The organism is Methanoculleus frigidifontis, assembly GCF_030464345.1.
Lineage (GTDB): Archaea > Halobacteriota > Methanomicrobia > Methanomicrobiales > Methanoculleaceae > Methanoculleus_A > Methanoculleus_A frigidifontis.
Map to the genome: position 1 here is coordinate 24265 of NZ_VCYH01000003.1, position 18623 is coordinate 42887.

16 protein-coding genes and 1 tRNA gene are annotated in these 18623 nt (G+C 64.3%); 12 read left to right on the forward strand and 5 right to left on the reverse strand.

Going from position 1 to position 18623, the window contains the following annotated elements:
• The first annotated feature begins 20 nt into the window (after positions 1-20).
• From gatD to FGU65_RS05020, 10 genes are all read left to right on the forward strand, one after another.
• Positions 21-1193: a Glu-tRNA(Gln) amidotransferase subunit GatD gene (gene gatD / locus FGU65_RS04975; RefSeq protein ID WP_437344436.1), complete on the forward strand. Its 1173-nt coding sequence runs from the start codon at positions 21-23 to the stop codon at positions 1191-1193.
• The gene (gene gatE / locus FGU65_RS04980; protein ID WP_301663324.1) at positions 1193-3061 is read left to right on the forward strand and encodes a Glu-tRNA(Gln) amidotransferase subunit GatE; all 1869 of its coding nucleotides are present in this window, start codon (positions 1193-1195) and stop codon (positions 3059-3061) included. Before gatD ends, gatE begins: the two co-directional genes overlap by 1 nt.
• A gap of 65 nt (positions 3062-3126) precedes the next feature.
• Positions 3127-3438: a DUF5350 domain-containing protein gene (locus tag FGU65_RS04985; protein WP_301663325.1), complete on the forward strand. Its 312-nt coding sequence runs from the start codon at positions 3127-3129 to the stop codon at positions 3436-3438.
• A 56-nt stretch (positions 3439-3494) separates the two neighbouring features.
• The gene (locus FGU65_RS04990) at positions 3495-3851 is read left to right on the forward strand and encodes a hypothetical protein (RefSeq protein ID WP_301663326.1); all 357 of its coding nucleotides are present in this window, start codon (positions 3495-3497) and stop codon (positions 3849-3851) included.
• Positions 3838-4365, forward strand: a complete 528-nt coding sequence (locus FGU65_RS04995; protein WP_301663327.1) for a nitroreductase family protein — start codon at positions 3838-3840, stop codon at positions 4363-4365. The genes FGU65_RS04990 and FGU65_RS04995 overlap by 14 nt, the downstream gene beginning before the upstream one ends.
• A gap of 22 nt (positions 4366-4387) precedes the next feature.
• Complete coding sequence (locus tag FGU65_RS05000; RefSeq protein ID WP_301663328.1) at positions 4388-4726, forward strand: DUF555 domain-containing protein; 339 nt, start codon at positions 4388-4390, stop codon at positions 4724-4726.
• A complete protein-coding gene (locus tag FGU65_RS05005; protein WP_301663329.1) occupies positions 4723-5613 on the forward strand; it encodes a carbohydrate kinase family protein in 891 nt (296 codons plus the stop codon). Before FGU65_RS05000 ends, FGU65_RS05005 begins: the two co-directional genes overlap by 4 nt.
• 101 nt (positions 5614-5714) lie before the next feature.
• Positions 5715-7454: a DUF2070 family protein gene (locus FGU65_RS05010; protein WP_301663621.1), complete on the forward strand. Its 1740-nt coding sequence runs from the start codon at positions 5715-5717 to the stop codon at positions 7452-7454.
• 76 nt (positions 7455-7530) lie between these two features.
• Positions 7531-8709 (forward strand): aminotransferase-like domain-containing protein, encoded by a 1179-nt coding sequence (locus FGU65_RS05015; protein ID WP_301663330.1) that lies wholly within the window; start codon positions 7531-7533, stop codon positions 8707-8709.
• Between the two features lie 54 nt (positions 8710-8763).
• Positions 8764-9516 carry a tetratricopeptide repeat protein gene (locus tag FGU65_RS05020; RefSeq protein ID WP_301663331.1) on the forward strand — a complete coding sequence of 251 codons (753 nt, stop codon included), beginning with the start codon at positions 8764-8766 and terminating at the stop codon, positions 9514-9516.
• A 4-nt stretch (positions 9517-9520) separates the two neighbouring features.
• On the opposite strand, the gene FGU65_RS05025 is transcribed toward FGU65_RS05020, so the two are convergent.
• Positions 9521-10321 carry a dienelactone hydrolase family protein gene (locus FGU65_RS05025; protein WP_301663332.1) on the reverse strand — a complete coding sequence of 267 codons (801 nt, stop codon included), beginning with the start codon at positions 10319-10321 and terminating at the stop codon, positions 9521-9523.
• Between the two features lie 217 nt (positions 10322-10538).
• Between FGU65_RS05025 and FGU65_RS05030 the strand changes: the two genes are divergently transcribed.
• Positions 10539-10623, forward strand: a tRNA-Leu gene (locus tag FGU65_RS05030).
• A 131-nt stretch (positions 10624-10754) separates the two neighbouring features.
• On the opposite strand, the gene FGU65_RS05035 is transcribed toward FGU65_RS05030, so the two are convergent.
• From FGU65_RS05035 to FGU65_RS05050, 4 genes are all read right to left on the reverse strand, one after another.
• Positions 10755-11441 (reverse strand): MarC family protein, encoded by a 687-nt coding sequence (locus FGU65_RS05035; protein ID WP_301663333.1) that lies wholly within the window; start codon positions 11439-11441, stop codon positions 10755-10757.
• A 322-nt stretch (positions 11442-11763) separates the two neighbouring features.
• Positions 11764-13770, reverse strand: a complete 2007-nt coding sequence (locus FGU65_RS05040; RefSeq protein ID WP_301663334.1) for a sensor histidine kinase — start codon at positions 13768-13770, stop codon at positions 11764-11766.
• Positions 13771-13966: 196 nt separating this feature from the next.
• Entirely contained in the window at positions 13967-16186 is a 2220-nt protein-coding gene (locus tag FGU65_RS05045; protein ID WP_301663335.1) for a sensor histidine kinase, read from the reverse strand.
• 256 nt (positions 16187-16442) lie between these two features.
• Positions 16443-17225 (reverse strand): CPBP family glutamic-type intramembrane protease, encoded by a 783-nt coding sequence (locus FGU65_RS05050; protein WP_301663336.1) that lies wholly within the window; start codon positions 17223-17225, stop codon positions 16443-16445.
• 526 nt (positions 17226-17751) lie between these two features.
• On the opposite strand from FGU65_RS05050, the gene FGU65_RS05055 reads away from it, so the two are divergent.
• On the forward strand, positions 17752-18615 hold the full coding sequence (locus FGU65_RS05055; protein ID WP_301663337.1) for an alpha/beta fold hydrolase: 864 nt from the start codon (positions 17752-17754) through the stop codon (positions 18613-18615).
• Positions 18616-18623: the final 8 nt, after the last annotated feature.

Below are 18623 nucleotides of genomic sequence, written 5' to 3' on the forward strand. Positions count from 1 at the left end.
GCACGCACGGCGGCGTATCCATGACCGGCACATACATCACCGATCGCGACGGAATGGCCGTCGTCAAGCTCGACACCGGCTACAACATCGGCGTCTCCCCGGGAGCGGTGCACCTCCTGGAGCGCCCCGCCCCGCAGCCTGCGGCAACGCCGGTGGTCGTCCAGAACCCGGAGCTCCCCGAGCTCGCCATCATTTCGACCGGCGGGACGATCGCAAGCAGGGTGGACTACCGGACCGGGGCGGTGACGAGCCAGTTCTCGGCGAGCGACATTCTCCGGGCGATCCCGGAGCTCGGCGACATCGCCCGCTACCGCTCGCGGCAGCTTGCAAGCATCCTCTCCGAGAATATGCGCCCCTCGATCTGGCAGGAGCTTGCCCGGAGCATCCACGCCGAGATCGAGAGCGGGGCTTCCGGCGTCATCGTCACCCACGGCACCGATACGATGGCCTACTCGGCGGCGGCCGTGAGTTTCATGGTCAAAAGCCCGGTGCCGATCGTCTTTGTCGGGTCGCAGCGCTCCGCCGACCGTCCGAGCAGCGACAACGCGATGAACGCCCTCTGCAGCGCTGCGGTCGCGACCGGCGATCTCGGCGAGGTCGCCGTGGTGATGCACGACACTACGAGTGACGACCGCTGCGCCGTCCACCGGGCGACGAAGGTCCGGAAGATGCACACCTCCCGGCGGGACGCCTTTGCGAGCATCGGGATGCCGCCGATCGGCTACGTCGACTACCCCTCGCTCGAGGTCTCGCTCTCCGGCGAGGCCGTCCGGCGGGGGACACACGACCTCGAGCTTGCCGACGACCTCGAGGAGCGCTGCGGGCTTCTCCACTTCGTTCCCGGGATGCCGCCCGAGATCCTGGACACCTTTGAGGGCTACGCCGGGCTCGTCCTCTCCGGCACCGGGCTCGGGCATGTCCGGACCGAGTGGATCCCGCGGCTCTCCGAGCTCATCGCCGGCGGGACGACCGTGGTGATGACCTCCCAGTGCCTCCACGGCCGGGTCTGCGACCGGGTCTACGACACCGGGCGCGATCTTCTCGGCATCGGCGTCATCGAGGGCGAGGACATGCTCCCCGAGGCGGCGCTCGTCAAGCTGATGTGGGTGCTCGCCCGCGAGGACGACCCGGGAACAGTCCGTGCGCTGATGCAGGAGAATCTCCGTGGCGAGATCCGCAGGGGGTCGCGGTGATGGAGTACGATTACGCAGAGATCGGTCTGAAGGCCGGTATCGAGATCCACCAGCAGCTCGACACTGCCGAGAAACTCTTCTGCCGGTGCCCGACGGCTCTCCGGGATACTGCGGAGCACACGGATGAGTTCTCCCGCTACCTGCGGGCGACGGAGAGCGAACTCGGGGAGATCGACCGGGCGGCGCAGGAGGAGATGCGGCTCGTCCGCAGGTTCCGCTACTACACCTACGACACGGTCTGCCTCGTGGAGCACGACGAGGAGCCGCCGGCGCCCCTGAACCCCGAGGCGCTCAGCGTCTGCCTCACGATCGCGAAGATGCTCGCGATGACGCCGATCGAGCAGGTGCACACGATGCGCAAGCTGGTCATCGACGGCTCGAACACCAGCGGTTTCCAGCGGACGGCGCTCGTGGCGCTGAACGGAACGCTCCCCGGCGACTGCAGGGTCGAGACGATCTGCCTCGAGGAGGAGGCGGCTCAGCGGGTCGAGGACGAGACCTTCTCGCTCGACCGGCTCGGCATCCCGCTCGTCGAGATCACGACGGCACCCTGCATGCACACCCCCGGGGACGTCCAGGCGGTCGCCCGGCAGATCGGCATGGTGCTGCGCTCCACCGGGAAGGTCAAGCGCGGCCTCGGGACGATCCGGCAGGACGTCAACGTCTCTATCCGGGACGGCGCCCGCGTGGAGATCAAGGGCGTGCAGGAACTCGACCTGATCGCCGAGGTTGTCCGGCGCGAGGTGCAGCGGCAGGTCGGGCTCCTCGGGATCAGGGACGAGCTCCGCGCCCGCGGAGCATCGGTCGACCCGGCGGTCACGGACGTGACCGATCTCTTTGCAGAGACGCAGTCTGCGATCCTCAAAAAGGCGAAGAACATCCTGGCGGTCTGCCTGCCGGGCTTTGCCGGACTCATCGGCCGTGAGATCCAGCCGGGCCGCAGGCTCGGCAGCGAGATGGCCGACTACGCCAAGAAATGCGGCGTCGGCGGGATCTTCCACACCGACGAGCTCCCTGCCTACGGGGTGACGGCTGAAGAGGTCGCCCGTCTCCGTGAGCACCTCGGCATCGGCGAGCAGGATGCGGTCGTCCTCGTGGCCGCAAGCAGGCAGCGTGCCGGCTGCGCCGCCGAGCAGGTCATTATCCGCGCCACGATGGCGCTCGACGGCGTCCCGGAGGAGACCCGCCGGATGCTGGAGGGCGGAAGCACCGCCTATATGCGCCCTCTCCCCGGCGCGGCCAGGATGTACCCGGAGACCGACGTCTTCCCGGTCAGCATCGGCGCCGGTCTCTGGGAGAGCATCGAGACGCCGGAACTCCTCACCGACCGCGCGGAGCGGTTCCACCGCGACCTCGGTCTCGACGAGGCGCTGGCGCGGCAGATGGCCTTCTCCGAGCGGCTTTTGCTCTTTGAGCGCGCCGTTGCCGAGGGTGTCCGCCCGGTGCTCGCTGCCCGGACGCTGCTCGGGACGATCCGCGAGCTCGCCCGCGACGGCGTCGGCGTCGCCGCCGTTACGGATGACGAGGTCATCGGACTGCTGCAGGCGGTGGAGGCGGGAAGCGCGGCGAAAGAGGCGATCCCCGACGTCCTGATCGAGCTCGCCCGCACGGCAGGGGAGCGGGCGCGGCAGACGCCGGAAGAGCGGGTCGCCGCCGCAATTGAGGCGGTCGCACCCGCCATCTCTGCCGCCGATCTCGAAGCGGTCGTTCGAAACGTGGTCGAAGAGCGCGAGGAGTTCGTCAGGGAGCGGGGGATGGGAGCGCTCGGTCCGCTGATGGGTGTCGTCATGAAGGAGGTTCGCGGCAGCGTCGACGGCAAGCTGGTCGCGCAGGCGCTGAAACGGGAACTGGAACGGCGGGCTTCCTGACCGTTCCACACCCGCCGCTACCTTTATCTGGCTGTTTGCGCATAGATGGTAAGGAGTTTGTATTTATGGGTAAAACAGGAACCACAGTCTGGGCGCAGGTTAAGGGCGTCAAGGGACAGATCCGGCTCGTCCCTGCACGTGAAGGCGAAGTGAAGAAACCGGGCCCGAACCAGCGGTACAAGACGCAGTCGTGCATAACGAAGCTCAGCCGCCAGCAGAGCCAGGATGCCCGTGGCGGCCGTGGCGGCCGCGGCGGTGCTCGTGGCGGCCGTGGCGGACGTGGCCGTGGCGGTGCCCCGACAGTCGATGTGCGCGTCCGCCGCAACATGCAGCGGTCGAAGGTCTCTGTTCTGGGCACCAAGCAGAAATCGCGGTAAGGCGCCTTTGTTCTCCCCCCTAAACACCTTTTATAGTATAAATTCCAGTATGTGGTATGGATCCTAAAACAGCCGTTATGAGTTACCAGTTTGCCGAACGGGCCAAGTCCGAACTGATCGTCGGTTCGCAGCTGACGCTCGCCCTCATGGATTTCAAGGGGAGCGAGAAACCCGGCGGAAAACGGATGCTGATTATGGTTCTTGAATCCATCCGCTCTGAACTGGAATTTGCGTACGGCTCGACCAGCCGGACGGAATTTAAGCGGGCGATCGATCATCTCGGCCAGGCGATCAGCATGGTCGAGAGCATGGACCTCGGCGCAGCCTCCAATACGATCAGCCAGGCGGTCAGTGCGGTGACGACCAGCGCGCAGGAGGCCTGGCAGGTCCTCAAAGAGCATGAACTCATCTGAATTTCTCCGCTTTCTGCGGAATCGCGGTTCGGTCCGGGAGTACCGGGCAGAGCCGCTCGGCGAGGAGCAGATCGAGTACATCCTCACCTGCGCCCGGACGGCGCCGAGTGCCGGGAACCGCGAGGCATGGGATGTCGTCGTCGTCACGGACGAGGATATCCGGCTTGAGCTCTCTCTCGCCGCACTCGAGCAGCCCCATATCCGGGATGCGGCGGCCGTCTTCGTCGTCTGCGCCAACTACATCCGGTCGATGTCGCAGTACGGCGAGCGGGGCATCATCTACGCGGTGCAGGACGCCACGATCGCCTGCACCTATATGATGCTCGCAGCGCATGCAGACGGTCTTCGCTCCTGCTGGACCGGTGCTTTTACCGAAGACGAGGTGCGGGAGGTTCTCCAGCTCCCGCAGCATATCCGCCCGGTCGCGCTCCTCGCGGTCGGGAAGGGGCAGCCGCCGCAGGTGCGCACGGGACGGATGCCGATCGAAGAACACGTACATAGAGAGATCTGGTAGGAAACGCCAGGGGGACATACGTATGCCCGACTATGTGGTTACACTTGAATCAGCGTGGATTATTAAAGACGTCAAATCCCTGGACGATGCCGTGAGCATTGCCATCAGCGAAGCCGGAAAACGGCTCAACCCTGCTGCAAAGTTTGTCGAGATCGAGGCGGGGATGATCGCCTGCCCCTTCTGCGAGGGTGAACTCAACAGCGCCCTCGTCGTTGCCAATACGGCGCTTGTCGGGCTCATGCTCCAGATCAAGGTCTTCCGTGCCGAGTCGAAAGAGCACGCCGTCCGGATCGCAAAGTCCGTCGTGGGAAAAGCGCTCCGGGAGGTTCCGCTGAAGGTGCAGGAGGTGGTCGAACAGTGATCTCGGTCGTGGGGCATACTGCGATCGATCACCTCTTTCGCGTCCCGGCACTCCCGGGACGGCACACCTCTACCTATATCACCGAGCACAAGGTCTACTTCGGCGGCGGGGCTGCCAACATCGCCGTCGGCATCGCCCTGCTCGGCGAGAAGTGCAGCCTTATCAGCGCCGTCGGCGGCGATTTTGCGGGCAGCGACTACGACCGGTGGCTGCGGAGCCTGGAGGTCGTCCAGGACTTCACGGTCGTCGAGGACGCCTTCACCCCGACGGCGTACGTCTTCACTGACGAGGATCGCGACCAGGTGACGTACTTTGAGTGGGGTGCATCCGCCGTCCGGTCGGATATGGAAGCGCCCGCACTCGACTTCGTCCACATGGCGACCGCAGATCCCGGTTTCAACGTCCGGGTGGCGGAAAAGGCTGCGTTTGCCTCGTTCGATCCCGGGCAGGATCTCCTCCGCTACAGCAGCGAGCAGCTTGCATCCATCCTCGGGAATATCGACATGCTCTTCTCAAACCACCATGAGATGGCGGAGATGTGCAGGATGCTTGGGACGGAGCAGGACGCGATCGTCGCCTCCGTTCCGATGGTGATCATGACGAAGAGCGCGGAGGGCAGCGTCCTCTACCATGAGGGCGCCGAGCACCAGATCCCGGTCGTCACCGTCGACGCCGTCGACCCGACGGGCGCGGGCGACGGCTACCGCGCCGGGTTCCTGACCGCCTACCGGCGGGGCTATGACCCCGTCGACTGCTGCCGTGTCGGAGCGGTGGTCTCGTCGTTCGTCGTCGAGCGGATGGGGACGCAGACGAACCTCCCCGACTGGGAGAGGATGCTGGCGCGATACCGGAAACACTTTGGAACTCTCGAACCAACGGATCGGTAAAGTATGGTGCGGGCGACGGTCTTCTCCTGCGGCACAGGGGCTCGGGCTGCATGGCGTGCAGCGGTGAGCATGCCGGCGCCGTGCCCGGGAGGCAGGCCTTGATGGAGTCGAGCCCCGACGTCCGGGTGGAGCGGCTCAGCCGCTATCTCTTCAGCGCTCCGTCGTGGTCGAAGTCGCTTGGTATCCTTGTCGTCCTCGGCCTCCTCATCGATGGAGCGAGCCTTCGGACGGGCTCGGAACTCTTCTTCTTCGGCACCCTCGGGTTCACCGTTCCGGCGCTCGCTGCATTCCTGCTCACCGGGCCGCTCGTCGAGATCTCCGGAAAGTTGATGTACCGGAACCGGTCGGCGCTCCTCGCCCTCTCGTGCACGGTCTTCGGGGTGATCATCAGCTTCTCGCCGATCATCTTCATCGACCAGACCCTTCTCCCCATCCTCTATGCCCTGGCACTCGGGCTGATCTTCGGCCTGCGGCTGCTGGTGCTCGTAGCGGTCGCCGACTACCGGATCAGCCGCATGCTCCTGCCGGCATCTCCCCAGAGCCTCTGCGGCGTTGTTATGGGAGCCCACTTCTTCGGGCTGTCGTTCGTTCCCTACGCCCTCCTCCTCCAGGTGCTCTTCGGGCTGGGCTTTGTCTTTCTCATATGGCTGATCGAGCGGCCGCTGAAACGTGCGTTCCAGATCAGCGGCCTCAACTTTCTCAATACGTTCATCGCCCACCTGACCGACGGCTCGAAGAGCATGGAGGACTTCTTCCGCGAGATAGGTGATGAGGTCTACGTGCCGGAGGTCTCGTTCTTCTTCCGGCGCACAGGTGCGCGGGACGTGATCTTCACCGTCCCGAACGTGCACCCCGGGCCTATGGGCGAAGTGGGCGGCGGCAATCTCCCCCGCGGTCTGCACGACGCCTTCGAAGAAGAGGTGCTGGTCGCCCATGGGTGCGCCACCCATGACTTCAATCTGGTCTCCGAGAGCGAGATCGATAAGATCGTCCGGGCGGTCCGCGCGTCCCGCGACGATGTCAGGTACAGTGGTATGGCGAGCCGTTCCTGCCGGGTCAGTGTCGGCACGGTGCACGTCCTCTGCCAGCGGTTCGGCGACTCGCTCCTGATGGTCAGCACCCGGTCGCCGGAGATCACCGAGGACGTCGACTTCTCTATCGGGATGGTGATCATGGCCGAAGGGCGTCGCTACTTTGCGCACACCGGGTTTGTCGACGCGCACAACTGTATGGCGCAGATGGGCACGGCCGTCCTGCCGGCGACCCGGACGGCCACGGAGTACCACTACGCCGCAAAGCGGGGCATCGAGGTATGCAGGGTCGCGCCCTTCGAGCCCCTCCGGGTCGGCGTCGCTCACATCCGCGTTCCGTATTCACGGGAGCAGGGGTTCGGCTCTCTCGGTATTCAGGCGCTTGTCACCGAGGTCGACGGACAGCGGACGGCATATGTCCTGATCGACGGCAACAATATTGCGTCCGGTATCCGCGAGCGGATCCTCGAACCGGTCCTCGAGCTCGTGGACGAAGCGGAGGTGATGACCACCGATACCCACACGGTGAACACCATCTCCGGCAAGAACCCGGTCGGGTATGCGGTGCCGGTGGAGGAGTTCCTGCCCTATGTGCTCGAGGCGGTCACCGGGGCGATAGATGACCTCACGCCGGCCAGAGCCGGGGCGAGCACGGCCTGCTGCGAACGGATCGTCGTCTTTGGCTCCCAGCGGGTATCGCAGCTTGCGAGCACCGTCAACGCGATGCTCGCGTTCATCGCTCCGCTCAGCCTGACCATCCTGCTGCTGGCGTTCCTCCTCTCCATATTCGCCTACATCGCCTTCCAGTAGGGCAGAGGTCGCCGGCATACCGATGCAATCCCTTTTTTGCCTGTGCACGAATAGTTTACCGTACGAGGTTTTCAGGATGGAGTATCGGTTTGCAGATCGGATGTCCCGCGTTCCGGAATCGTTTCTCGAGGAGCTCTTCCGGGTATCGGCAACCCCGGGCGTGATCTCGTTTGCCGGCGGGCTGCCGTCGGCCGCTATGATCGATGTTGCGGGAATCGCAGACGCCGCCCGGGCGGTCCTCGAAGAGGAGGGACGCGCCGCCCTTCAGTACTCGACGACCGACGGCTACCTCCCGCTTCGGGAGTACATCGCCGATCGCTACCGGCGGCGGCTCGGCATTCCGGCGGACCCCGCGGAGATCCAGATCGTGAACGGCTCGCAGCAGTGCCTGGACCTCGTGGCGAAGATCTTCCTCGATCCCGGCGACTGCGTCGGGATGGAGCGCCCCGGCTATCTCGGTGCGATAGAAGCCTTCTCCCTCTACGAGCCGGTCGTCCGTGCGGTGCCCCTCGAGGACGACGGCCCCGACCTCGATCTCTTCGAGGCGCTGGTCCGGCAGCACGACCCGAAATTTTTCTACGGGATTCCGAACTCCCAGAACCCGTCGGGGCGGACATATTCGCAGGAGAAGCGCCGGGCGATCGCCGATATCCTCGACGGCACCGGGACGCTCTTCTATGAGGACGATGCGTTCGGCGACCTCTTCTTCGACGGAAAGCCCCGCCTGCCGGTGAAGTCGTATCTCCCGGAGCAGACGATCCTCTCGGGGTCGTTCTCGAAGGTCGTCGCACCGGGCATGCGGATCGGCTGGGTCTACGCTCCGGCGCCGATCCTGGAGCAGTTCAATGTCGTCAAACAGGCGGCGGATCTCCACTCGAACTTCCTCTGCCAGAAGATCCTCCACCGCTACCTGATTGCCCACGACCTCGACGATCACCTCCGCCGGGTCACAGAGCGCTACGGCAGGAACTGCCGTCTGATCTGCGATCTCCTCGATGACCTCTTCCCGGACTCGATGACGCATACGACGCCCGAGGGCGGGATGTTCCTGATGGCCTTCCTCCCGCCGGGCGTCTCGGCGATGGATGTCTTTCGTGAGGGCGTCCGGCAGGGCGTGGCGGTGCTCCCCGCGGTGCCGTTCTGCGTGGACGGCGGCGGCGACGACGCCGTCCGGCTGAATTTCTCGGCGGCGGATGAAGACGCGATCGCGGAAGGGATGCACCGGCTGGCAGCGGTGGTGCGGGGGCTGGCGTAAAAACGCTGCTTCGATTCGCAATGTTTAACGGCCGGCAGGGTCTTTGTACCTTCAATGGCCACTCTCCCCTCGCCACGCTCTCCTCCGGGCCGTTCCCGGGCCTGGATCGCGCTTCTCATCTTCCTGCTCCTCATCCCCGGGAACTGCAGCGCTGCGGCCGACCCCGGCGCGGCTGCCGCTTCTGCCATTGCGGATGAGGACTGGGACGGTGTCCTTGCCGCGGTTGCCGAGGGGCTTGGCGGACAGCCGGAGAACGCTTCCCTCCTCTGCATGCAGGGCTACGCGCTGCGCAAACTCGGGCGCTACCCGGAGGCGGTGGCCGTCGTGAGCGAGGCGATCGCTCTCGACCCGAAGCCGGTCCGCTACGCGAACCGCGGCTACGCCTACCTCGCGACGGGGAACTGTTCTGCCGCGCTCGCCGATGCGGAAGCCGCGCTCCTCCTCGACCCTGCGGACAGCACGTCCTGGGGAGTGAAGGCGATGGCGCTCGCCGGGATGGGCGACCTTGCCGGCGCGGAGTCGGCCGTCGACCGGGGGCTCGCCCTGGCTCCGGAGAGCGCCCACCTCTGGCACGTCCGGGGAGCGGTCCTCCGTGCGGCCGGCAACGCCACGGGGGCTGCCGCAGCGCTGAACCGTTCGCTCGCGCTCGACTCCGAGTACAGCCTTCCCTGGCCGGGCATGCAGGACGCACGCGAGGACCTGGCGGCGATGCAGGCCGCCACCCCCGCCCCGGCGGCGCCGGTCGGCGGGATGCTCGCGGTCGCCGGCATTCTTGCGGTCGGTGTGTGGTCCCTCCGGCGGCGCTGATCCATCATTCCGAATGCAGGGAGAGTTCCGTGCTCAGCCACGCCATCCGGTCCTCCCGCGCTTCGTCGCTTAAGTAGTGCCCCGCATCGTACCACCGCATCGATTTCGGCTCGCTCGCCGCTTCAAAGAACTCCCGGGATATCTCCCGCGGAAAAAACTCGTCCCGCGCCAGGGTCCGGCGATACCTCTCGAGCGCCTCTCCTGCGAGATCGGGCAGATTGAGGACGGCGACGTCCGTGAAACTCCCGGTTCCCGCCATCAGGACGTAGGCCCGCACCCGCATCTCCACCGCGGAGAGGACTCCGCCGATGAGCGCCCCGAAACTGTGGCCCACGTAGCCGAGCCTGGCCGCGTCCACCTCCGGCCGTGCCGCAAGGAGGTCGATGCCGCGGCGCAGCCCTATCACGGTCAGAATATGTTCCCGCACGGCATTTTGCGGGTTCGTCACCGTTCTTCCCCACGTCGCGACCGCTTTCTCGGTCCAGGGGGCATCGACGAGGAGGGAGACTGCCCCTCGCCGGGCGAGCATCACCGCTTCGTCGAGGAACGTATCCCGGCTCCCGGGTCCGGGGTGGACGTAGATGATTCCTGCGAAGCGGCCTGCCCCCGGCGGCATAACGAGGTAGGCGCCGAACGTCCGTCCGGTGGCGGCGTTGTAGCGGACGTCATGGATGGCGATGCCGCCCCTCTCTTCGATGACGCTCTCTTCACTATCGAGCGGGAACTCCGGGTTGTAGTCGAAGAGGGCCTGCAGTCTCTCAAGCGATCTTTCGGGGGGTGGCGATCCTGATAGCATGCCGTTCATTCCTGCGTGGTATGGATGCGCCGCGGCATCGTCACGCAGAGCGCGATTGCACTCCGGCGGTATACAGTTTTATCGGATCCGAAGAGCCGTTGCCGCCCGGCATCCGCAGGGCCGGAGGTTCCCGGAATCCGGGCATCGCCCGGCTCGTCGGATCTCGGTCGTGCCGGGCGTCGGACTTAATACGTGCAATCGATAATAGATATTGGATCTTTTCTGAGCGAGGGTAGCCAAGCCCGGCCAAAGGCGGCGGACTTAAGATCCGTTCCCGCAGGGGTCCGTGGGTTCGAATCCCACCCCTCGCATATTGAATTTGGGTTATAGTTAGTAGTGAAAAATGCGCAGATCTCTGAACGGTTTTTTCGAACGCAGGCCCGAACGAGATGGCGAAGAGCCGGTAAGCGCATGCCTCAAGGAGAAGAGAGGGAGCGGTCCGCTATGCCCCCGCTCCTCCGGAGAGATGTGTCTGGATGAAGGTTGCCGCCATATCCCCGGCATCTTCTGCGAACATCTGGACCGCGATGCCGAGAAGAATGATTCCGAACACCCTGACCACGATCTCAAGTCCCTGCTTCCCGAGCACCCGCATGAGTGCGTCCGAAACGAGGTTGCAGACGACGATCAGCAGGCAGACGATGGCGACGACGCCGATGGCGGTTACGAGAAGACCATCGGCAATCGCCTGGTGGCCGTAGAGCACCGAGGCGGTGATCGTCGCCGCCCCCACGTAGATCGGGATGACGAGAGGGGCGAGGACCGTCGGGACAAAGACCTCGGCGGCTTTCCAGGGTGTAATGTCGCTACTGGATGAGGTGGCGGCATGCACACGTTCGGTATGCGTCCCGCTGATCATCGACATGGCAATGGTTATCAGGATGATGGCGCCGGCAATCTGGAATGCCGGGAGCGAGATCCCGAAAAAGGAAACCACCGAGGAGCCGAAGAACATGCAGAGCAGAATCGTTGCGAAGATGACCGGACCGAGGAGGATGGCGACGGCATGGTGGATGCGGCCGGAGGAGAGGTCGGCGGTATACATAATAAAGAACGGGACGTTGCCGATTGGGTTTGCGATGGCAAAAAGCGCCGCAAAGAAGGCAATAAAGAATGAAACCTGTTCCATATGGAAACGTGAACCGGAAAGCACGCTGAATCTTTTGGAACGCATTCTTGCAGCCGCAAATGTGAAACAGGCAGCGCGAATCGGTCATTTTCCGGAATGCCGGGGTTTGAAAGACGGGCTGATCGTGGCGGTTCGATCCCGTTTTGCCGCCCCGGACGGGGAGAAGCGAGAGCCTTTCAGTCCCGCTCGATCTCGCCGCCGGCCTCCATCGCCGGCTCAGGCCTGGGCACGCTCGCGGTTGAGGATCGTGCAGCTGCTCCTGTTCACCCGGTGTATCGGTTGCAGCGGCCGGAGACTGGAGAGTGTCCCATCCGAGGCCGTCTTACGCGGCTTTCCGCAGCGTAAACCGGAATGCCGCCCCTGCCTCCGGGCGGCCCGGCACCCGGTCGTCGACCCAGACACGGCCCCCGTAGCGCTCGACCAGGATCTGCACGAGGAAGAGCCCGAGCCCTTCGCCGACGCCCCGTTTCTTCTGCTCGTAGCGGTGGAAGATCTCGTCCTTCTCATTGTCCGGTACGCCGGGGCCGGTGTCCTCGACCGAGACCAGCACCTCGCCGTCCCGATCCTGAGCCCTGACGGTGACCGTGACACCGGAGCCGCCGAACTTCACGGCGTTGCCGACGAGGTTGTCGAAGACCAGGGAGAGCAGGTCGTCTGCCATGACAGAGGAGTCCGCCCCGTCACAGAGAATGGTGCTGCCCGGGAAGTCCGCGATCACGTCCCGGATCACCGTATCGAGATCCACCGGCCGGAGTCCGGAGGTCGTCCGGTGGATCCGGCGGATGGTAGTGACGGTCTTTAAGATCTCGATGCTCTTTTGGACGCTGCGCTGCAGTTTCTTCGCGTAGTCGGCGTCCTCTCCCGTTCCCTGCAGGCTGTCGATCAAGAGATCGGCATAGAGGTTTGAGACATTCTCGGTGTTCCCCATATCGTGGGTGAGGATGTCGAGGTAGAGGTTCGCCTCCCGGTTCGCGTCCTGCAGCTTCCGGTGAAGCCGCGCGAGGTCTTCGGTGTGACGCCGGAAAGCCACCTCTGCCTGTTTGCGCTCGGTGATATCCTGGGCTATCCCGAACCCGCCGAGCAGCCGGCCGGTATCGTCGATCTCCAGATACGCCTTCTCGCGCACCCATTTCACCTCTCCGTCCACCACAATGCGGTGCTCGATGTCGTAGGGCTCGCCGCCCAGTCCTGCCCGCCACCGGCCATCCACGTACTTCCGGTCATCGGGGTGGACGCAGGCCAGAAATGTCTCGTAGGTCAACGGCGTTCCTGCAGGCACCCCGAAGATCCGGTATGTCTCGTCGGACCAGGTCAGCACGTTCCGGTCGACATCCAGCCGCCAGCTCCCGATCTGGCCGATTTCCTGGGCTCGATCGAGATCTTCCCGGTTCTGGCGCAGCGCCTCCTCCGCTCGTTTGCGCTCGGTGATGTCCCGTACAATCACCTGAATCACCGGGCTGCCGCCGATATGGGTCATGACGCCCTTCCCCTCCGCCCAGAAGGGAGTCCCGTCCAGCCGAAGGATCTGCAGCTGGGTGGTCGGCGAGGAGTCGCCCAGAAGATCCTGTGCAACGTTCTTTCGGACACGGTCACGGAAATCGGGATGGACGATCTCGAGAAACCGCCTGCCCAGGATCTCGTCCGGGTGGGATGCGCCAAGGAGGTGCACCCCGGCCGGATTGATGTAGAGTATCTTCTTCGTGTCGTGAATGAGAACCATATCGAGAGCGGTCTCCACCAGGGTTCGGTACTTGGCTTCGCTCTCCCGGAGCGCTGCTTCCGAACGCCTGCGTTCTCCAATCTCGACCTGGAGCTGCGTGTTGGCACTCTCCAGATCGGCTGTCCGCTCCCTGACTCTCTTCTCGAGGTTCTCCCTGGCTTCCCGCAATGCCTCTCCGGCTTGCTTGCGCCCGGTTATATCGGTCGCGAATACCATGAGGCCGCCGGGTATCGGGGATAGCCGAAACCTCGCCCAGATTCCGTAGGGCTCGTAGTGGTACTCGAAGACCACCGGGACGCCGTGATCCATCGCATGCCGGAACCGCCGTTCGAGGTCGGTGCCGGTCAGTTCCGGAAAGATCTCCCACAGGGATGAGCCGATCAGCTCCTCACCGCGTCTCCTCGCCATGGCAAGCCCCCGGGTGTTGACATACGTGTACCGCCACCCGCCGTCGAAGACGAAGAGACACTCTGAGATACTGTTGAGGACCTCTGCGGTGGACAGAAGGGTGTGGTTCGGCGCATCGTCCTCTCTCCAGAGCTCCTGTGTCTTCCCGTCGCTTTCGGCGGGATCGGTTCCCTTCCGTGGTGTTCTCGGGGGTGTGGACATCTGGATCAGGGACTCCTCATAAGCAGAATGGCTATACTTTCGGTACGGTCGGTAATAACGATAGCTCCTGAGAAGGTGCGCGTGCGTGCCGCCAGCCTTCTTCGGGAGACGGAGGTGTGCTGAGCCGGGCAGGCGCGAGAGGTTCGCTGTGCACGGACGGATCCCGAAAATTGTCTTCGGCCGTATCGCGATTCCATTATGCGGCCTTTCGGAGTGTGAACCGAAACGCCGCCCCTGCCTCCGGCCGCCCTCGCACCCGGTCGTCGACCCATACCCTGCCCCCGTAGCGCTCGACGAGCGTCCGGACGATGAAGAGCCCGAGCCCCTGTCCCTTCCCCTTTGCCATGCCCCGCTCAAACCGGGTGAAGAGCTTCCCTTTCACCTCATCCGGGACGCCGGGGCCGGTGTCCTCGACCGAGATCAGTACCTCGCCGTTCTGCTCCCTGGCTCTGACGGTGACCCGGACGTCCGGGCCGCCGTACTTGACGGCGTTGCCGATGAGGTTTGCGAAGACTTCGGGGAGGAGCGCGTCTGCACAGACCTCCCGGTGTATGTTCCGGCAATGGATCCGAATGTGCTGCAGATGGGCGATGCCGGCCCGGATCGCCCGGTCTACGTCGATCGGTTCGAGGGGGGCACGGCCTTCGTAGATCTTTCTGATGGTTGCGACGTTCCGGAGGATCTCGGTGCTCCGGTCGATGCCGGCCTTCAGTCTCCGGGCATGCTCTTTCTCCGGCCCGTCAAGCTCCTCGATCAGCAGGTCGGCGTATATGCCGGGGACGTTGGTTGCGTTCCCCATATCGTGGGTGAGGATGTCGAGGTAGAGGTTCGCCTCCCGGTGGGCGTTCTCGAGATCGGTGTAGAGCCGGGCGCGCTCCTCCTCGGCGGACTTGCTCTCAGTGACGTCAGCGGCGACGCCGATGAGGCGGTGCGCCCGGCCGAGTTTGTCCCTGCTCACCAGGCCCTGGCTGGCGATCCAGCGCACGGCGCCGTCGGCCGGGCGCCGGATCCGGAACTCCACCCGGTATTCTCCGCCGCTCGCAACGGCTTCTTCGATGGCCGGCTGGATCCGGGGGCGGTCTTCCTCCAGCACGCAGGCCCGCCATCCGGCACGTGTCTGCAGCGCCCCCGGGTCGGAGACGCCGAAGAGTTCCGCCAGTGCTTCGGAGGGGGCAACCGTTCCCGTGATCAGATCTATCGTCCACGGGGCAAGGTGCGCAGCGTCCAGTGCCAGTGCCAGACGCTCCTGGCTCTCCCGCAGGGTTTCTTCCACCTGTTTCCGCCTGGTGATGTCGCGAACAACGCCGCCCCGGAAGAGCGGCCGCCCTTCTGCGTCCCGGGTGACGGTGAAGTGATCCGCAAGCCAGCGGTACTCCCCGTCTTTCGTTCTGAACCGGTACTCCAGGGTTCCCTGCCCGGCGGCGATCGCGTGGGCAATCTCCTCCTCTGCAGGAGCCCGGTCATCGGGATGGATCCGGTTCAGCACCTCGTCGATATCCATCGCGCCCATCTCTTCCGGCGTAAACCCGAGGATCTGCTCGATGACCGGGCTCATGTAGTCATAGCGATCGGTCACGAGGTTGCGCCGGTAGGCAGCGTCCAGGGAGTTTTCGAGGACCGCCCGGAGCCGTTCCCCGCTCTCCCGCAGGGCATCCTCCGCCTGCTTCCGGCCGGTGATGTCGAGCGCGATCACCATGCCGAGCTCGACCGTCCCCCGGTCACTCGTAACGGGGACATACCGCGAGAGGAAGGTGCGGCCATGGTAGGGTGTCTCAAACTCCAGCGTCTCCCCGGCTAGCACGCGGCGGTACCGGGGTTCGAGTATCCGGGCGGTCTCCTCATCGAGGTCCTGCACCCTCCGCCCCTCGAGCGATTCCCGGCTCCACCCGATCTGCCCGAGCGCCTGCCCTGCGGCAACGACGAAGAGGAGATCGTGGTCGAAGACATAGATGGCGCCCGGGAAGTTCGCAGCAACGGAACGCTGCAGTGTCTCGCTCTGCCGCACGCCCTCATCTGCCCGCTTCTGTCCCGGGCTCTCCCGGAACCGGACGAGCCGCATGCTCCGGAACGGCTCGTCCTGCATGACGCTGGTTGTAATGAGGACTTGTTGCTCCCGGCCGTATGCGGGGCGGATGGTGCAGGCAGTGTCGGTGCTCTCCTGCTGTGTGATCCGCTCCGTGCACGCCTCGTCCAGATACCGGCGCACGAACTGATCCGCATCGCTGCCGCAGACGGCGTCCCGATCGATGCCGAGGAGGCGTTCGAGCGTGCGGTTGACCAGGAGCACCCGGTTGTTCTGATCGATGAGAAGCGCCCCTTCGCTGAGCGCATCAAGTACAGCCGACGCAGACAGAAGTTCCGGTGAGAGGAGGGAGGGCGATTTCATCGAGTGGTACCATCCTGCAATAAATCTCATATTTTATAAATGTAGGTTTATAAATCTTCCAAAGGCCGGATACACTAAAATGTATCTTGCATTTTTCCGGAACGGTGGTTGTGCAATCCGGTGGAGCGGTAGGGCATTATGCACGTGTCAGTTTTCGGAGCATGCGGCGCTTTCAGATCTCCGCACGCGGAGATAGCCGTCTGCCTGAATATTCTGCATGTTCCGGTTGCATACTTCCCACCGCCAGAATGGGTAAGCGGCAGCAGGTGCCCGAAGATCCCGGCGTTCACGGCTGCCTCCGAAGAAGATACTGCTCCGTGCCCACAAGGACCGCCACGGTGACAACCATCATGCCGAGCAGGAGAGCGTTCGGTGCCTGGAAGTTCGCCGGATCGATACTCTGCACCACGCCGAAGAGGGCTAAAAAGTTGTGGAAGACGATCGTCGCGTAGATCTCCCTGACCAGGAAGTAGAATACACCGGTGACGACCCCGACAAGGGTGAGCAGCAGGATCAAGGGAAGCGTGTTGAAGGGCTGACTGTGTGCGATGTGGTATGCCCCGAATAGGACCGATGCAAGCGCAATTCCCACGATGATTGACGGGATCCTGCCGAGCGATCGCGTCAGCCAGGCCCCCGCCGCCCCGACGAGTGCGTATACGACGAGGACTTCTGCCGTGGAGGTGGTGAAGACCTGTGCAAAGACATTGAGCACGACCACCGGGTCGAGCGTCACCGGGGACTGCAGAACGAAGATCAGGAGGCCGAGGGCAAACGCTCCGGCGATCGAGACGAGTGTCCGCCCCGCCGGCTGGAACCCGAAGTACTGCCGCGGGATGCCGCCCCGTCGCCTGAAGACGTTCATGATGCCGAGAGCCGCCACCGTACCGATCAGCAGGTTGGCGACGACTGCATAGGTCAGGCGGGCGGCGGGGTCTCCACTGATCAGGAGATGTATTCTCCCCTCCAGCAGGTACGTGGCAAGCGTCCAGAGGAGGTAGAGCGCCAGCGCGATACCGAGCATCGTTGCCGGTGAGAGGCGCCCCTCTCCGTCTCCGTTCCGTGACATACGGGGCGATCCTGCGGCAGCGGCCTTATAGGTTGCCCCCGGATCGCGGCCGCCGATCCACGCCGCTCCGGTAAAGCAACCCTTATATATCAGCAATCCGGGTAGAATCCGGCCGCATTCCGACCCTCACAGATGCCCTCAGACGGACGATCTCGAGGCGAGTCATAGGAGACACCCTTCAAAAATTACCTCGCCGCATATCGCCGGTATGGCCTCGCGATCCTGCCGTTTTGCAGCAATCGGAGCGAGATAAGGCATTTAATTCCAGGGCCGGAATCCGGTATCTGAAACCTTCGTTACAATCGGAAAAGGGTGCCAATTCGGCCTTCTTTCAGGGCAGGAAGAGGGCGTCCCACGCGCAACCCCGGATGCCGCGCCGGGAGGAGCCGTAACGGTGCGTTCGCCGCCACCGCACCTCTGGGGTCTCGCGGCCGCGTGAACTCCTTCTGTCCGGATGCACCATCCCATGACCAAAACGCCTATGGTCTCGCGGGTGTCGGGGATCCGCGAAGACAGGTGATTCATTATGCCCCACATAAACATCGGTACAGAGAACTCGGGTGATATCTCTCTCTACTACGAAGACCACGGCACGGGCAGACCGGTCGTGCTGATCCACGGGTGGCCGCTCTCCGGTCTCTCCTGGGAAAAGCAGGTGCCGGTTCTGCTGGATGCGGGCCACCGTGTCGTCACCTACGACCGCAGGGGATTCGGCCAGTCCGGCAGGCCGGCCTTCGGCTACGACTACGATACCCTGGCCGGAGACCTGCACAAACTCGTGACGGAACTCAACCTGCGCAACGTCACGCTGGTAGGGTTTTCGATGGGCGGCGGCGAGGTGGCCCGCTACCTGGGCACCTACGGAAGCGAGCGTGCGGAGAGGGTCGTCTTCATATCCTCCGTCCCGCCGTTCCTGCAGAAGGCGCCCGACAATCCGGACGGCGTGGACGCCGCCCTCTTTGACGCAATCAGGGTGAGCATCGTCGACGACCGGCCGATGTTCCTCTCCGGATTTCTCTCCGACTTTTACAACGTCGACGTTCTCGGGGCCGACGGCGCCAGCGACGAGGTCGTCCGGCTCAGCTGGAATATTGCGGCCGGCGCTTCCCCCATCGGCACGCTGAACTGCGTCACGGCGTTTGCGGCGACCGACTTCCGGGGCGATCTCGGGCGTATCGACGTGCCGGTCCTGATCGTCCACGGCGATGCTGACCGGATCGTGCCCTTCGCCGCGTCGGGGAAGCGCACCCATGAACAGATTCCGGGGAGCCGGCTGGCGGTGATCGAGGGCGGGCCGCACGGGATCCTCTGGACGCACGCCGGAAGGGTCAACCGCGAGCTGCTGGAGTTCCTCGGGAAAAAGGTCGAAGCGGCGCCGGCGCCTGCCTGAGGGGCTGG

Excerpts from the sequence above, each read along its gene's own strand:
- gatD (WP_437344436.1), top strand. The coding sequence starts at position 21 with ATGACCGGCACATACATCACCGATCGCGACGGAATGGCCGTCGTCAAG.
- gatE (WP_301663324.1), top strand. The coding sequence starts at position 1,193 with ATGGAGTACGATTACGCAGAGATCGGTCTGAAGGCCGGTATCGAGATC.
- FGU65_RS04985 (WP_301663325.1), top strand. The coding sequence starts at position 3,127 with ATGGGTAAAACAGGAACCACAGTCTGGGCGCAGGTTAAGGGCGTCAAG.
- FGU65_RS04990 (WP_301663326.1), top strand. The coding sequence starts at position 3,495 with ATGGATCCTAAAACAGCCGTTATGAGTTACCAGTTTGCCGAACGGGCC.
- FGU65_RS04995 (WP_301663327.1), top strand. The coding sequence starts at position 3,838 with ATGAACTCATCTGAATTTCTCCGCTTTCTGCGGAATCGCGGTTCGGTC.
- FGU65_RS05000 (WP_301663328.1), top strand. The coding sequence starts at position 4,388 with ATGCCCGACTATGTGGTTACACTTGAATCAGCGTGGATTATTAAAGAC.
- FGU65_RS05010 (WP_301663621.1), top strand. The coding sequence starts at position 5,715 with ATGGAGTCGAGCCCCGACGTCCGGGTGGAGCGGCTCAGCCGCTATCTC.
- FGU65_RS05015 (WP_301663330.1), top strand. The coding sequence starts at position 7,531 with ATGGAGTATCGGTTTGCAGATCGGATGTCCCGCGTTCCGGAATCGTTT.
- FGU65_RS05020 (WP_301663331.1), top strand. The coding sequence starts at position 8,764 with ATGGCCACTCTCCCCTCGCCACGCTCTCCTCCGGGCCGTTCCCGGGCC.
- FGU65_RS05025 (WP_301663332.1), bottom strand. The coding sequence starts at position 10,321 with ATGAACGGCATGCTATCAGGATCGCCACCCCCCGAAAGATCGCTTGAG.
- FGU65_RS05035 (WP_301663333.1), bottom strand. The coding sequence starts at position 11,441 with ATGGAACAGGTTTCATTCTTTATTGCCTTCTTTGCGGCGCTTTTTGCC.
- FGU65_RS05040 (WP_301663334.1), bottom strand. The coding sequence starts at position 13,770 with ATGTCCACACCCCCGAGAACACCACGGAAGGGAACCGATCCCGCCGAA.
- FGU65_RS05045 (WP_301663335.1), bottom strand. The coding sequence starts at position 16,186 with ATGAGATTTATTGCAGGATGGTACCACTCGATGAAATCGCCCTCCCTC.
- FGU65_RS05050 (WP_301663336.1), bottom strand. The coding sequence starts at position 17,225 with ATGTCACGGAACGGAGACGGAGAGGGGCGCCTCTCACCGGCAACGATG.
- FGU65_RS05055 (WP_301663337.1), top strand. The coding sequence starts at position 17,752 with ATGCCCCACATAAACATCGGTACAGAGAACTCGGGTGATATCTCTCTC.